Origin of the sequence: Vibrio sp. B183, from assembly GCF_000740665.1 — a bacterium.
Lineage (GTDB): Bacteria > Pseudomonadota > Gammaproteobacteria > Enterobacterales > Vibrionaceae > Vibrio > Vibrio coralliilyticus.
Genome location: NZ_JPQB01000005.1, coordinates 433,522 through 448,646, shown reverse-complemented (window position 1 = coordinate 448,646; position 15,125 = coordinate 433,522). Strand labels below are relative to the sequence as shown.

At 47.3% G+C, this 15,125-nt stretch carries 11 protein-coding genes; 9 read left to right on the top strand and 2 right to left on the bottom strand.

Annotation, left to right across the window (positions count from 1 at the left end; genetic code table 11):
• From IX95_RS07725 to IX95_RS07685, 9 genes are all read left to right on the top strand, one after another.
• Positions 1-4,086, top strand: coding sequence for a non-ribosomal peptide synthetase (locus IX95_RS07725; protein WP_038158409.1), 4,086 nt, complete (start codon positions 1-3; stop codon positions 4,084-4,086).
• Positions 4,083-5,675: an MDR family MFS transporter gene (locus IX95_RS07720; protein WP_051912498.1), complete on the top strand. Its 1,593-nt coding sequence runs from the start codon at positions 4,083-4,085 to the stop codon at positions 5,673-5,675. Before IX95_RS07725 ends, IX95_RS07720 begins: the two co-directional genes overlap by 4 nt.
• Positions 5,668-6,285 (top strand): hypothetical protein, encoded by a 618-nt coding sequence (locus IX95_RS07715; protein WP_038158407.1) that lies wholly within the window; start codon positions 5,668-5,670, stop codon positions 6,283-6,285. Before IX95_RS07720 ends, IX95_RS07715 begins: the two co-directional genes overlap by 8 nt.
• A gap of 69 nt (positions 6,286-6,354) precedes the next feature.
• A complete protein-coding gene (locus IX95_RS07710; protein WP_038158405.1) occupies positions 6,355-7,371 on the top strand; it encodes an NADP-dependent oxidoreductase in 1,017 nt (338 codons plus the stop codon).
• Between the two features lie 34 nt (positions 7,372-7,405).
• On the top strand, positions 7,406-8,410 hold the full coding sequence (locus IX95_RS07705; protein WP_038158403.1) for an HlyD family secretion protein: 1,005 nt from the start codon (positions 7,406-7,408) through the stop codon (positions 8,408-8,410).
• Positions 8,411-8,412: 2 nt separating this feature from the next.
• Positions 8,413-9,174: a 4'-phosphopantetheinyl transferase family protein gene (locus IX95_RS07700; protein WP_038158401.1), complete on the top strand. Its 762-nt coding sequence runs from the start codon at positions 8,413-8,415 to the stop codon at positions 9,172-9,174.
• Between the two features lie 323 nt (positions 9,175-9,497).
• Positions 9,498-10,154: a response regulator transcription factor gene (locus tag IX95_RS07695; RefSeq protein WP_006960491.1), complete on the top strand. Its 657-nt coding sequence runs from the start codon at positions 9,498-9,500 to the stop codon at positions 10,152-10,154.
• A gap of 1 nt (position 10,155) precedes the next feature.
• Positions 10,156-11,595 (top strand): sensor histidine kinase, encoded by a 1,440-nt coding sequence (locus tag IX95_RS07690; protein WP_038158399.1) that lies wholly within the window; start codon positions 10,156-10,158, stop codon positions 11,593-11,595.
• A gap of 207 nt (positions 11,596-11,802) precedes the next feature.
• Positions 11,803-11,994, top strand: coding sequence for a hypothetical protein (locus tag IX95_RS07685; protein ID WP_006960494.1), 192 nt, complete (start codon positions 11,803-11,805; stop codon positions 11,992-11,994).
• A 42-nt stretch (positions 11,995-12,036) separates the two neighbouring features.
• Here the strand turns inward: IX95_RS07685 and IX95_RS07680 are convergent, their stop codons facing one another.
• Together IX95_RS07680 and IX95_RS07675 are read right to left on the bottom strand one after the other, a co-directional pair.
• Positions 12,037-13,848 carry a GGDEF domain-containing protein gene (locus IX95_RS07680; protein ID WP_038158397.1) on the bottom strand — a complete coding sequence of 604 codons (1,812 nt, stop codon included), beginning with the start codon at positions 13,846-13,848 and terminating at the stop codon, positions 12,037-12,039.
• Positions 13,841-15,010 carry a substrate-binding protein gene (locus IX95_RS07675; RefSeq protein WP_038158395.1) on the bottom strand — a complete coding sequence of 390 codons (1,170 nt, stop codon included), beginning with the start codon at positions 15,008-15,010 and terminating at the stop codon, positions 13,841-13,843. Before IX95_RS07675 ends, IX95_RS07680 begins: the two co-directional genes overlap by 8 nt.
• Positions 15,011-15,125 lie beyond the last annotated feature (115 nt).

The following is a 15,125-nucleotide window of genomic DNA, read 5'->3' as shown; positions in this document are numbered from 1 at the left end:
ATGACAACGAAAACGAATCAGATTTTGAACTCTATGGGACTCGAAGAGCTGAAAAGGCTCGCCAGAGAGAAAAAACAGAAAAAAGCGCAGCTCATGGAAGAGAGCCGTTCGTCAACAACGGAACCAAAACGCAAAATATTCCCTCTCACCAATGCGCAAAAGAGCATTTGGACACTGGATCAGTTCCTCGAAGACAATAAAGCCTATAACAACCCATTGGCGATCACTTGTCACATTGATCACGAGTTCGAGCCAGACAGAGTCGAACGCGCTCTGACGAAAATGGTCAATAATCACGACATATTCCGCACCACGATCCGAGTGGTCGATGGCGAGCCTTGCCAGTGCATCGACAACCAGCCCAGTTTTGATTTTGGTTTTGATGACATTACCGCCATGCCAGAAGCGGATAAAAATCAGTGGGTCATGCGAGTCGCTCGTGAAGAAGGCAGAAAGAATTTTGACCTGACGAACGGACCACTGTTTCGCTGGAGAATGGCAAAAACTCAACCAGGTGAATACATCATCATGTCGACCTTCCATCATATTATTTCAGATGGTTGGACCGTTAGCTTGTGCTTCAAAGAATTCATGAGCACCTATTTTGGCCAGTGGGTAGATCATGCAGCGCAATTCACCGATTACGCCTTAAAGGAAAGCCGCTGGCTTGAAGACGGTGAATACGAAGAGGGGCTGAATTATTGGCGCGATAAGCTCAGTGGCGTTCAAGGTGTGCTGGACCTGGCAACCGATCACCCTCGTCCGGATACGCTCAATTTTGAGGGAAGTTATGTCAGCCATCCACTTGATGCGGACTTCTGTCATCAGCTTCAGTCTTGCGCAGCAAAACAGGGGGCCACTACCTTTCACCTGATGCTGGCGGCCTACCAGTTACTCCTACATAAATACAGTAGTCAGAACGATATTGTAATTGGTGTGCCTTTTGCCAATCGTAGTGACGCCCAGACGCAGGAAATGATGGGGCTGTTCATGAACACGCTACCATTGCGCTTTAATCTCAATGATGATTTGCCTCTTTCGGCTGTGATAGAAGCAGCGAAAACCGAGAGCGAAGAGGCGATTGCCTATCAGAACGTGCCGTTTAATCGCATTCTTGATGTTGTCTACTATTCGCGAGATGCACGTGTTAACCCGCTTTATCAGGCTGTGCTGACTTACCAGGTTTATCCGCACTCGCGAACCAATACCTTGTTTAGCTATTCGCCACTCAAAGTGGATTACGGTGTGTCTAAGTTGGATCTCAACCTATGGATTGAGGAAGACGGCGACGGTTTGCTGTGCACATTCAACTACAGTACAGCACTGTTTGAAAGCGCCACCGTGCAGCGAATGCTGCGTGATTTACACACCATATTGACCGCATTGGTTGAGCGCCCACAGCAGTCGATTCAAGCCTTGTCATTGGTGACTGAAGATGAGCGCCAGTCTCTGCTTAAAACGTGTTTGCCGACAGAGGCAAGTCAAGCGTTGCCAGTTCATCACCAATTTGAGCAACAGGCGCTAGCTTGCCCTGAAGATGTGGCAGTGCGTTGTGAAGGCCGTGAAATAAGTTATGCCGCTCTCAATGAGCGCGCCAATCAGTTGGCAGCGCAACTGGTCTCGCAAGGTGTGAGTCACGGTGAGCCTGTCGCGATACTGATGGAAAAAAGTGAGCATAGCGTGGTAGCGATATTAGCCATTCTGAAAGCGGGTGGTTGCTATCTTCCTATCGACATCAATCTGCCGGAATCCAAAATCGGCTTCATCTTAAACGATGCTAAAGTTAAGCGTGTTTTACTCGTAGGTGAAGTACCCATTGCTTTAAAAGCACTGGCTACACAATCTTCACTAAATTGGGTAGATATTCTGAAGACAGAAACGAGTAACACCTCATCAACACGCACTAATCCGCCAGATGATTTTGGTGATGGGCCAGCGTACATCATTTACACCTCTGGCAGCACAGGGGCTCCAAAAGGTGTGTGTGTTCACCATTCCCAACTTAGCCACTATTGCCGAGCGATTGCTCCGGTACTCGAACAAACTCACAGAGCGCGATATGGCTTAATGTCGTCCTTCTCCACGGATCTGGCTCATACCATGCTATTCCCAGCATTGGTCGGGCAAGGCGAGCTGGAGATAGTGACCAATGCCCTGCTGGAAAGCCCTGAACAACTCGCCAATTATCTAAAAGATAAGCCTCTTGATTGTATGAAGATCACGCCGACACATTTGTCTGCGTTATTGAATGCCCCGAACGCGCAGCATCTGCTTCCGGAGCAAACATTGGTACTTGGCGGTGAGCGTTTGCCTGTTTCTCTGGTTGAGAAAGTCAAAGCGCTCAAACCAAGCTGCCAGATAGTCAATCACTATGGGCCAACCGAGTGCACGGTGGGCGTGACGACATTGACGATTCCCGACAACATCGCGGATTTGAGTTATCAGGTTGCGCCTATTGGTCAGGCCCTCGATGGGAGTCATGTATTGGTTCTCGATGCTCATCAACAACTGCTTCCTGCGGGCGTACCTGGTGAAATTTGTATTGGAGGAGCACAGCTCGCCTCTGGATACCTTGGCCTCGATGAGCAAACGCAGCGTCAATTTGTTCCCCACCCGTATTTACCGGGTGAGCGTTTGTACCGTACTGGTGACAAAGGCCGCCTGCTAGCCGATGGCAACCTTGAATATCTTGGTCGCTTGGATCGTCAGGTCAAAGTGCGTGGCTATCGAGTTGAGTTGGCAGAGATTGAGCAGGCTTTAGGCCAGATTGCTAATGTTGAACGTGCGGCGGTTGTTCAGCAGCAAACCGCGGACACCAACCGTTTGGTCGCTTATGTCGTCGCTGGTGAAACTGGCGATCAGGAAGGGATTAAGGCGGAGCTGAGACAGCAATTACCCGCTTACATGCAGCCAGAAGTGTGGATGTGGCTCGATGCTATGCCAATCACAGCAAGCGGAAAAATCAATTATCAGGCGTTACCTGCGGTTAAACGGAATCTACAGACATCAGCTTCTGCCCTTCCGAACAATCAAATGCAAGCTTGTTTGCTGACGTTGTTTCAGCAAGCCTTGAACACTCAACAGGTCGGTATTGATGACGAGTTCTTCAATCTTGGGGGAAATTCCATCAGTGCATTGAAACTGCTGATTGAAGTGAATAAAGCGTTCTCTACTACATTGACCCTAGGCCAGATACTGGAAAACAGCAGTGTTGCTCGACTTGGCAAACTGATCGAACAGGTATCCGATAGCGCTGAATATGGGTCTTCGATTGTGATGCTCAATCAGGGGAATCCTCAGCAGAAGCCGACCGTACTGCTGATTCACCCTGCGGGTGGTAATGTGCTTTGTTACGACGAGTTAGTGAAGGGGCTAAGCAAAGAGTATCCGGTCTACGGTGTTCAGGTGGCTGATTTTCAGGGGTTAGCTGAGTACAACCGCCAAGTGTCGGCGTTAGCCGAGCACTACGTGAAGCAGCTCGGCGAACTGACAGAACGTTCTGATTTGATCATCGGTGGTTGGTCACTGGGAGGAACCATCGCTTTTGAGATGGCGTGTCAGGTTCAGACCTTGACCGGAAATAAGCCGAAGGTTTTGGTTTTTGACCAACCAGCCCCTCAAGTGAACGTCGATAACAGTGCCACTATGGCTGAGCATGAGCGTCTTGCTTACTTTGCTCACAAGGTAGAGCTGTTTACCGGAACGTCTTTTGATACCTCGGGCCCACAACTGGCGAAGATGTCACAAGCGGAAAGAACACAGGTATTTCTGACGGGCTTTCGTAAAGCGAACTTGGTGCCGGATAATATCAGCGCCGAGGACTTCCAACACTTTCTCGCCATTCTTCAGGCTCACATGAATGCGACAGATGAATATCAGGGACAGCGATATTCTGGCCCGATTGTCGTGGCAGAAGCAGAAGAGATTTTAGCTGGCCGTACGCAACTGAAAGAATCAGGGCTGGGTTGGCAGGCATTCAGCGAGCAGCCTCTGACCGTATTGCCTGCTATGGGCGATCACATCTCCATGATGAATGCGCCTCACATTGGTGACTTGGCGAGTCGTCTACAGGAGGGGCTGCTTTGAGTACGATCGCACTTTCAAAACCGGAAAGCGAAGTCGTCGTTTCAAGGAAGGAGTGGTGGGCAATCATTGGTGGCCTCATCGGTGGCTTTATGGCAATTCTGGACATCCAGATCACTAACTCCTCGATGAAAGTCATTCAGGGGGCGCTGTCTGCGTCCCTGGATGACGCCTCTTGGCTGATGACGTCGTACTTTACGGCTGAGATTGTTGCGATCCCACTTTGTGGCTGGCTATCAAAAGCGCTGGGAACGGGCCGTTACGCTTTATGGTGTATCGGCGGTTTTCTCGGCTCATCCTTGCTTTGTTCGATGGCGTGGAATCTGGACTCGATGATTGTCTTCCGCGCTTTGCAGGGCTTTTGTGGTGGCGCATTGATCCCGCTGTCTTTCCGTTTGATCATTGAAATCCTGCCGCTAGAAAAACGCCCTATGGGGATGTCGTTATTCAGTATTATCGCCACTTTCGCTCCAGCGATAGGTCCGGCGATCGGCGGTTGGCTCACTGAACACTTTTCATGGCACGCGATCTTTTACGTCAATGTTTTGCCGTCAGTCGTGGCATGGGTACTGATTCAACGTTCAATGAAGCATCCCATCATTAACTGGCAAATCATTCGTCAGGGCGACTTTGTTGGCGTTGTGTCGGTGATGATGTTTCTCGGTACGCTGGAAGTCATTCTGGAAAAAGGTGGCGATGAAAGCTGGTTCGATTCGCGCATGATTTGCGTACTGGCGGTGCTCTCTGCCATCAGCTTTGTGATTTTTATCTATGACCAGATCGTACATCGTAACCCGCTGATTAACATTCGCCTGTTTAAGGAATATCAGTACTCCTATGCTTTGCTCATCTTTGCCATGTTGGGTTCGGCTATCTACGGCACGCTGTTTCTAGTGCCGTATTATCTGACGATGATTCACGATTACAACGCGACGGAAATTGGTCATGTTGTTATCTGGATGGGGCTACCGCAGTTGGTGATTCTGCCGATGATCCCATTTCTTATTCGTCGCTATAACCCCAAGTATCTTATTTTCATCGGTTTCGTTGGTTTGGCCATCAGTGCCTTTATGGACTGCCATATGAATGCTGATTTTGCTGGGCCGCAGATGATCGCCTCGATGTTGGTTCGTGCGCTGGGCCAACCGTTTATCATGGTACCACTCTCCATGTTGGCGACCCAGAATATTAAAGCAGAGGATGCGGCCTCATCGGCAGTGTTAATCAACGTATTTCGCAGTCTGGGTGGCTCAATGGGTACCGCGGTACTGTCGACCTATTTCACTACTCGGATCGATTTCCATCTCGACTCCATCAAATCCACCTTACTGACAGGTAGCCAGCAATTTTATCACTATCTGGGTGAGGTAAAGAATCTGCTGGTCAATCAGGGATTGCCGTCTGATAGCACCAATGTTCAACAAACTGCGGTGAGCATTCTTGGCGAAAGGATGGCAATTCAATCACAAATCATGGCCTTTAACGACCTGTTTATGATCATGGGGATCATGATGCTCGCCACCGCCATCATGGTGTTGTGTTCAAACCGTGATTTCCAGCTTCAACTGAAAAAGAGGAAACAGCATGAGTGATAAAACATCAATGAGTGTCTGGAGCTATCTGCTGTCTTCAGAAGCAAGAATGACCATCATAGTGCCCATTCTGATTTACAACCTGACATTCTGGGGAGTAGGAGCAGGAGCGGCGTTGATTGTCACCGCGTGTTACTCCGCATTGCTGGAGTTGTTCAGCAAACGAAGTGGTTCTCTGTCCATTATCGCTTTGATTTTGGTTTCGGGCATCATTCATTACCTTTACCTGCATGGTTACACCCTGTTTGGAATTGACCAAGAAAGTGTCTTTCTTTCGGTAGGCGGATCACTGTCTGTCATCGTCGTGTTCGGCTTCTACTCCATGATTGGCCGCCCAGTGGTTCGTACTCAGGCGGAAAATGCGCTCCCTCGTTTGATGCAGTTGCCTGTCTATAGCTCGCCAAAATACGCCCAAGTATGGCAGGAGATTTCTCTGGTTTGGATTCTCGCTTACGCAGTGAAAGCGCTACTCGTGATTAAGTTCTCCCGTGATATGCCGGATTACGCTGACTACTTCGTTTTCTTTGGCGCCTGGCCACTGACGCTGGCGATGATTGCTTTCAGTTTTTACTGGCCCGGCTTTCGTTGGTCCTCGGAGGCAAGCGCATAAATCCCCAGCTACTTGGCGTCAAGTGACTTGGTATCGAATTACAACACTATAAACTCAATGAGGTGCTTTATGAATCAACTAGTTAACCCATCAATTGTGCTTGATAACCACCCCCAAGGTGCCGCGACAACGGGCAATTTTCGTATCGCCAACCAGCCAATTGGCGAGTTAAAGCCGGGTGAGTTTTTAATTGAAAACACTTGGCTTTCGATGGACCCATATACGCGACCGCGCCTCAATGAAAACACTGCGTATGTCGAGCCGATCAAACTGGGTGAGGTGATTCAGGGAGAAACCATTGGCAAGGTTGTCGAAAGTAACAGCCCTAAATATCAGGTCGGCGATAGGGTGTTCACTTTTTCAGGTTGGCAAAAATATTGTGTCGGTAACGATGCGGATTTCATGACTTATCGATTGCCAGATACGGAACTATCGCCAACGATCTTTCTCAGTGTGGCGGGAACTCCGGGTCGAGCGGCGTACTTTGGATTGAACAAAATTGCCAAACCTAAAGCGGGTGAAACCATGGTGGTGTCAGCCGCTTCAGGTGCTGTGGGGTCGGTTGCCGGTCAACTTGGCAAAATGGCGGGGTGCCGAGTGGTCGGTATCGCGGGCAGTGAGGAAAAATGTCGTTATGTGGTCGATGAACTGGGTTTCGATACCTGCGTCAATTACAAGTCTGACAATTTGGGTGAGGAGATTGAAGCCGCCTGTCCGAACGGCGTGGACATCTATTTTGAAAATGTCGGAGGACGTATTTCTTCCTTGGTTGCACGTCATTTAAACGAAGGCGCCAGAGTGCCAATCTGTGGTAGCGCAGCATTATACAACAAGGGTAAAGATGTGGATGCCTCGACGTTATCCCGTTTCTACTCCTCATTGCCTAGTGCACCGGAAAATCGATTCTTTCTGGTGACCGAGTGGGTCAATGATTATGCCAGCTCTATCAGTTGGCTGACCGCCGCAGCGGAAAGTGGTCAGCTCAAATTTCGTGAAACGGTGACCGAAGGATTGGAAAACGCACCGCAGGCCTTTGTCGATCTATTGGAAGGGAAGCACTTCGGTAAACAACTGGTTCGAGTTTAATACTGTTCGCCTTTTTTGATTGGTTGGTCGTGCTATGAAAAAAATAATAAAGATTTTGATTCCACTGATGTTGTTAGTCCTGGCTGGCGGTGCCTATTGGTATTACTACGGGCGCTTTTTCCAGACCACCGACAATGCTTACGTTCAAACGGACATTACTAACGTCAGTTCGCGCATCAATGCGGAAGTGGTAAAAATTAATATTAAGGACAATCAGAAGGTCAAAAAAGGCGATTTACTGGCGCAGTTGGATGACCGCGAATTCGTGATTAAAGAGCAGCTCGCTGAAGCGACCTTGGCGCAAAGTCAGGCGGAACAGTCGAACGCGGACGCGGCGTACAAGATGCAGAAAAGTGCTATCGAAGAGTACCAGAGCAAAGTGACGTCGGCGAAGGCCAAATATCAATACTCACTTCAGCAATACAAGCGCTTGCAGGCTTTAGAGAAACAAAACTATGTGTCCAAAGGTGAACGTGACAATGGCGCCTCTGCCTATAAAGTTGATGAAGCGGCGTATCTTGAGGCTAAGGCCAGCCTGAAAACCCAGCAAGACAAGCTATCGGTACTGGAAAGTGAAATAGAGCAGGCTGACGCTATGGTCAAGCAAGCCACAGCCAGTTTGTCACAGGCGAAGCTTGAATTGGGATACACCCGAATTGTGGCGCCAATAGATGGCGTGATCAGCAATCGTAACCTGCAAGTCGGTATGATGGTGCAACCGGGGCAATCTGTGGTGAGCATAGTGTCTGATCGTACACCGTGGATTCTGGCGAACTTTAAAGAAACGCAAAAGTCTCGCATGCACAAAGGGCAGTCTGTTGATGTCACCATTGATGCCTATCCAGGGAAAACCTTCTCGGCACGAATCGACAGCGTATCGCCAGCTACAGGCGCCACCTTTGCTTTGCTACCACCAGATAACGCGACGGGCAACTTTACTAAAGTGGTGCAACGTGTACCGGTTAAGATTGTGTTCAATGATTCGGTTCAGGTCGACAATGGGTTATCTGCGGTTGTTACTGTGGATACGAGGCAGTAATTATGGCGACATTATTTCCTGACATTGACGTCATAATGGGAGCGCGTGATTTATCTGGACAAACAAGCGGTCGGTTTATCAACAAGGAGCAAAGGTTTCTAATCAATGGCGCGAGTGTCTTTGTGTGCCAGTTTAACCAAAGCCTTTATCACGATGCCTTATTCAAGCAGTTCAGGATTCGATGTCCTGATGGACTTGGCCGCGCGGTAAGCTCAAGACGAGCTGAGTTTCTAGCGGGTCGTTATGCGGCCAGACAGGCGATATCTGCTTGCGGTGGATTGGTTGCCAGCGGAGTCCAGATCGGGGTCGGGGCAAATCGCTGTCCAACATGGCCAGACGGAATTTTAGGTACCATTACCCATTGCGATGATATCGCTGCATGTGCAGTGCTTCCTGCTATTCAGAACATCAGGCGCTACATCGGAATGGATATTGAGAAAGTGCTAGCGACCAAAGTGGTGCGTGAGATATCCAGCTCCGTTTGTTCTGTATGGGAGTGGCAGCGTCTGGCGTCACTGCCATTTAGTAACGATATCATCACCACAATCATCTTCTCCGCCAAAGAGAGTCTGTTTAAAGCGCTTTATCCCTACATTGGTGAGTATTTCGGCTTTGAATGTGCTCAGGTTAAATGTGTTGACCCATACAAACAGCGCATATGGCTGGACTTATCGCCTTTGCTGGTGGCTAAGACGGGTTTTCGAGAGGTGGAGTGCCATTACTCCTTGCAGTCAAACTACCTCATTACTTTTCTCTCTCAATAGTCGGTCTCTGCGGTGAAATGGAACTATATGCATAAACTGATGTACTTAGCATGTTCAACAAGATTAATATAATCGGAGCCTTTCGAATGCCAAGCTAGCACTGGTAAGGCCAAAAATTGAAATGTTTTGCAGTTTATTAAATGTTTTTTAAGTCTGGCTTGCTAATTTGAACGAATTCTATGTTTGGCTTCTGCGCTCTCCAAAGCTCAAAAGGCCGACACAGATGGATTGAAAGCAGTGAGACTCAGTAAATAAAACCATCGCTTGTGACCTTCCTTTTATCACTGCTGAATGGGTCACGATACAGAACAGAGATAGATAACATGCGCGTATTATTAGTTGAAGATGACCCTATGCTTGGCAATGCGATTACCGCTTCCCTTGCCAGACATCACTATACCGCAGACTGGGTAACATCGGGTGAAAGTGCCCTTCATGCACTGCAAACTGACAGTTTCCTGCTGGTCATTCTTGATATTTCATTACCAGGTATTAGTGGTTTGAAAGTACTCAAAGAGCTCAGGAGCAAAGGAGACAAGACGCCCGTTTTGATTCTCAGCGCTCGAGATGAACTCAATGACCGTGTTTATGGGCTCAATCATGGCGCAGATGATTATCTGGTTAAGCCGTTCCAACTGGAAGAGCTGCTGGCGCGTATGGGCGCGTTGATTCGCCGATCGGCGGGTATGGCAGATGACACCATTGTGGTGGGAGATGTCTCTGTGTCGGTCAACTCACATAAAGTCGCGGTTGCTGGTGAGTGCATTAATCTGACGCCGAATGAATTTAAAATTCTCCTCTATCTGGTGACGAATGCTGGTAGGGTTCTAAGCAAAACTCAGATATTGCAAAACATGCACGGTTGGGATGAAAGTGCCGGACTTAATTCGATTGAAGTACACATCCATAATCTGCGCAAAAAGATGCCGAAAGGTACCATAGAAAACATTCGAGGAGTCGGATACATCATCCAACACTAGTATGAGACTGAATTCTGTTAAACGTCGTGTCGCATTGGCGAGCGTGCTACTTTGTCTCGCGGTTATTACTGCGTCTACCATCTGGGTCTATCTTGATACTCGTCAAGCTATTACGGACGTTGATGATGCACGGCTTCAGGATCTCAGTGAGAGTTTCTTGAAGGTGTTGTTATTGACCGACCCCTCTGTGATTGGCGAAGACCGAAACTCAGACCCAGAAACCGTTTTCGCTAACATCACCAGTAAAACGTCTCCCAAAGACAACCTAGAAAAATGGTCACGAGCCAAGCTGCTTGAAGATAATTTTGCCTACTTATTGCTCGATTCAAAGGGCGCTGTATTGGCAAGCTCTCCGAATGCGCCACCTGTTGACTTAAAGATGATGCGTCATCCTGGCCTGAACGACATTCATGATCAGCAGCAATCCAACATGTGGCGTGGCGTAACCATGCTATTAACGCAACCGAAAACGGGTGAGCCAATGTGGCTCTGGCTGGGTGAAGACAAGCACCTGCGCAGCGAAGTCGAAAACAAAATTGCGATCCCAGCTATTGTCCCCATGCTGGTGGCAACACCATTCCTATGCCTGCTATTGGTGCTGTTTACCTATCATTTGTTTGCACCAATAAGCCGTCTGGAAAAGGAAGTGTCGGAGAAGTCGATTGATAACCTCTCACCACTTAATATTACTGATGTCCCAACGGAGCTGGATAGCTTAGTAAAACGCTTAAACTACCTGTTTGATCAAGTCGATGCCGCTTGGCAAAGAGAAAAACGATTTAACCAAGATGCTGCCCATGAACTGCGCACACCTCTGGCCGTCATCAAGCTTAATGCGCAGAATGCTCTTGAAACGCAGAATGCTGAGGAAAAAGACCATGACCTCAAACAGATTGAAAAGAGCATCACGCGCTCAGAGCGGACTATTGAGCAGCTGCTGACATTGGCAAAAGTCGAGAGTGGACTGGTTGTGGATTTAAGCCAAACCGTCGATGTCGCTCAGATACTACGCAATGTGATTGCCGAGCTGGTGCCTCTTGCATTGAAGCAACAGCAAAAAATCACATTAGAAGCCGATGAGGAAACCTATGCGATTCAAGGCAATGAGATTTTCCTTAACTGTCTGTTTCGAAATCTGATGGATAATGCTATTCGCTACTCTGGAGAGGGAACTCGAATTTGGGCTGAAGTGACTGAGCATGAAGAACATGTACAGATCGTGATTGCCGATAGCGGTCGAGGAATGAGTCAAATTGATATTGACCGGATCTTTGAGCGCTTTTTCCGTGGTAAAGAAACTCAAAACAAAGCTCAAGGAGCAGGTTTAGGGATGGCGATAGTTGAGCGTGTTATTGCTCTTCATCAGGGAAAAATTGATGTGAGATCTCAAGAGCCGGGTTTGGCGTTCATCATCACCTTGCCAAAGTTCCGTTTAATTTAGCTTCAAATTAGGATGTGGATGTAAGCTCACAAAAACAGAATTCCTGTTAAATGATTTGTTTTAGGCAAAAAAGAGGCGCAAACAAGGAAGTGTCTAGCTTAACGCTCTGCTAATCTGCAACCCATGCTTAATGGGGCGCTTTGACAGTCTGAGATCCTTTTCTACGCTTAGAGTCGTGTATACGTAAGATGAAAAGGAGAAGAGAAAATGGCGACATTTAAACAGGACATTCCACATCGCGTTACTGTCTACCACGATGACATTGATCAGGAAAACGCGTTGAAAAATGCCATGCTGCCTGAAAAACCAAGATATTTTAACGGCTCACCCACCTATCAGGCTGACAGTATTGAAGAGTTCAAAACTCGAATTGGTCAGGTAGGAATGTCGCTCGAATGAAGATTTGAGTCAGTAGAAAAAGTTATTCAACATCAGCCCGCACTATCGCGGGCTTTTTGATTCCTGTACTTTAATCTGATTACGCCCACTTTCTTTCGCCAGATACAGGTGTTTATCTGCACTAGATAGTGCTTTGGCAAAGTCATCATCCAACCATTCCACCACACCGATGCTGACAGTTACTTTGGAGCAGACGACCGATCTCAAACTGGCGACCAGTTGAAGTTCTACTCGGCTGCGAATCCTCTCCGCTAAACTAGCGGCATCTTCCAGCTGAGTTTCCGGCAAGATTAACGCAAACTCTTCGCCACCCAGTCGACCAAAGATATCGGTATCACGAATCTCACTCGTAACAAGAGTACAAAAGGTTTTCAGCACCGAGTCACCAATCGCATGGCCGTAGTTATCGTTAATCTGTTTGAAGTGATCTAGGTCCATCATACATATGCATGAACTGGCGTTGAGCCGTCGAATGTCCTCGGCATGATTAACTAATGCTCGACGGTTGAGAATGCCTGTTAATGGGTCTTCGCGCACCAGCTTGACCAGTTGAGATTCTTTAGTCTTGATACTGTAAGCCATGTCAGAAAAGGCACTAAAGAGCTGGCCAATTTCATCATCTCTGACAGAGAAGTCGGTTTTAGCTCGGCCTGTCTTTGAGAGCACTGAGATTCGTCGACGCAGATCGACAATCGGTGAGGCGATGTAGTGGGAAAGATAAAGAGTCAAAGATGCAAATAAGAACAGAGCAATACATAGGTAGAGGAACACCTCGCGCATTAGTAGTAAGTTGCTCGATTTGAGTTCCTCCATTGATACATACACCACCAAGTTTATGCCTTTTTGATTATCGGGAATGGATGGGTGGGTGTTGTCCACAGAGATAAGATGATTTTGAATATTCAACTCTATAGGTTGATTGATCAGCATTCCGTTTAGATCGTCTCTCATCTGTGGCTTATTAGTCTTATTAAGGCCTGCTTTTGAGAGTTCATGCAGCGATAAATGATTGGCTGCGGACAATGAGTGAAGACCTTGGTTTCGTACCATTAAAACATCTACGTGTTGGAGGTTACTCTGAATCAAGGTGTTTTTTATTTGGTAAAGGTGGTCTTCAACAATGGTGCGATCCAATACGGCCGTGTAAAAGCCGACTATTTGCTTATCGCATCCAATAAGAGGTCGCGAATATAGATAAGTTTCGGTGTCGAATATCAGGCCTAGCTTTGAAATAGTTTCTGCGCTGGCAAGGCTGATGACTTGGCGAGGGAGTCGTCTCCCCTCACGAATCTTGACCAGTAAGTTACTCAAATCTCTACTCGCTTGAGAGTTCACCTCGCCACGCTGGTTAAGTTCGAGTAACTGACGGAGGGTTTCTTGTTCTAACCGTAGATTCTCGGGATAAGTGGTTTGCCACTCTTGGTATGAAGTGTGTAGTAGGGCAAGAACGTGTTCAGGCAGAAGAATAAGGCCCTTAATGTTTTTACGAAGTACGTACCGATTACTCTTATTCGAAGACAAACTAAATGCAGTGACCTGTCCGGATAAGTCCGAAATCGCGAGCGCGGAGAAACCGCTGGTGAAACTCAAGGCGTCTGCAGAAGAGATAGATAATGAGCTCTCTCCTTCTTTGCAGGTTGTTATCTCACTACTAAGGCGATCAAATTCGGTAAATCGTCCTTCTACATAGTGACTAATTTCATTAGCACCTAGAGACGAAGAAAGTTGAATAGACTGGAAAATGTGGTCGATGGTGAGCTTTTCTCGAGCTTTGTAATAGGCGTAGCTGAAGATCAGTAATGACACTGCTAAGGGTAGAAGTATGATAAAAATCTTTACGCTAAGCTTATTCATTTCCTACTGGTCTTTGATCCTCTGGTTTGATAGTCCCTAACTGTTCGATAACGTTTAGCTTACCTCTGGTAAATTGGCCCAAGTACATGGGCAATTCAAAGTGATGGTCATCTCTGAGTTTAATCGCCAACTCTCTTTCATATAGAGTTAGCCCAGGGAGTTGGTTGATGACAACTTCTTTATCAACCGAACCTGCTTTTTCTATCGCTGCTTTGAGCAAGTAAATCAGATCGTAATGAGCCTTACTCGAATAGGTCACCACCGACTCAGAGCCGTGATAGTTTTTATAATCGTTGACGAATTCCTGTAATACAGGTGCATCGTTCTGACTAAAAAAGTGAAGAGCAGTGAGTACGCCTTCTAAAGCGTCATCACCAAGATTGGACAAATAGGTTTCATCGGCGGCAAAAGCTACGATTTGAAGAGGTCGGCCAAAGTTAAACGACTTCAACTGGGATAAAAAAGTAAAGCCATCAACACCGGGTAAAATGAGCATTAGTGTTTCAGCGCCAGAGGTTTTAATGCGCTCGAATACAGAAGTGAAGTCTTTTACACCAAATGGGGTAAACTCTATATCAACGACGCTACCTTGGTGTTCATTGACGGAGTTTACAATACTTTCAGCCATCCGGTGTGGCCAGATATAGTCATAGCCGAAGATATAAAAATCTTTCCCCACGTTGTCGATCAGGTAAGGAACGATAGGTTCAATGTAATGCTCTGGAATGGCGCTGTAGCAAAACAGGTAGCGATTAAAATGTTGGCCTTCATAATCGATACCGTAAAACAAAGGGGTTTGAAATGTTTCCGCGACTTCCGCCATGGCATAACGAGCCGCACTACTAACAGGGCCAAACAGAGCAAATACTTGGCTTTGCTGTACTAATTCACGGCTGTATTTTACGGTTTTTGCCGGATCAGTCTGGTTATCACGGATGATGAGTTCAAGTTGTCTGTCAAGAACCCCACCATTTGCATTGATCTGGTCGACGGCAAGCTGGGCGCCTTTCAGTGCTTGCTGACCATATATAGCAAAGGTCCCTGTCAAAGGTAGGACAACACCGAGTTTGATATTGGGCTGCTGCGGAAGGCAACTGGTCGTGAGCAGCAAAACTGATGCCGCGAATACATATTTCACGATACGTCCAACCGATGCCACCATAAGCTACCTTGAGAATCCATTCTCACATTCTATTAATAAAAGTTTAAAAAGCGCATTTAGTAAAGCGCATTGGGGGCTTGCTTGTGATGCAGACTAAGTCACGCCATAGTAAAGT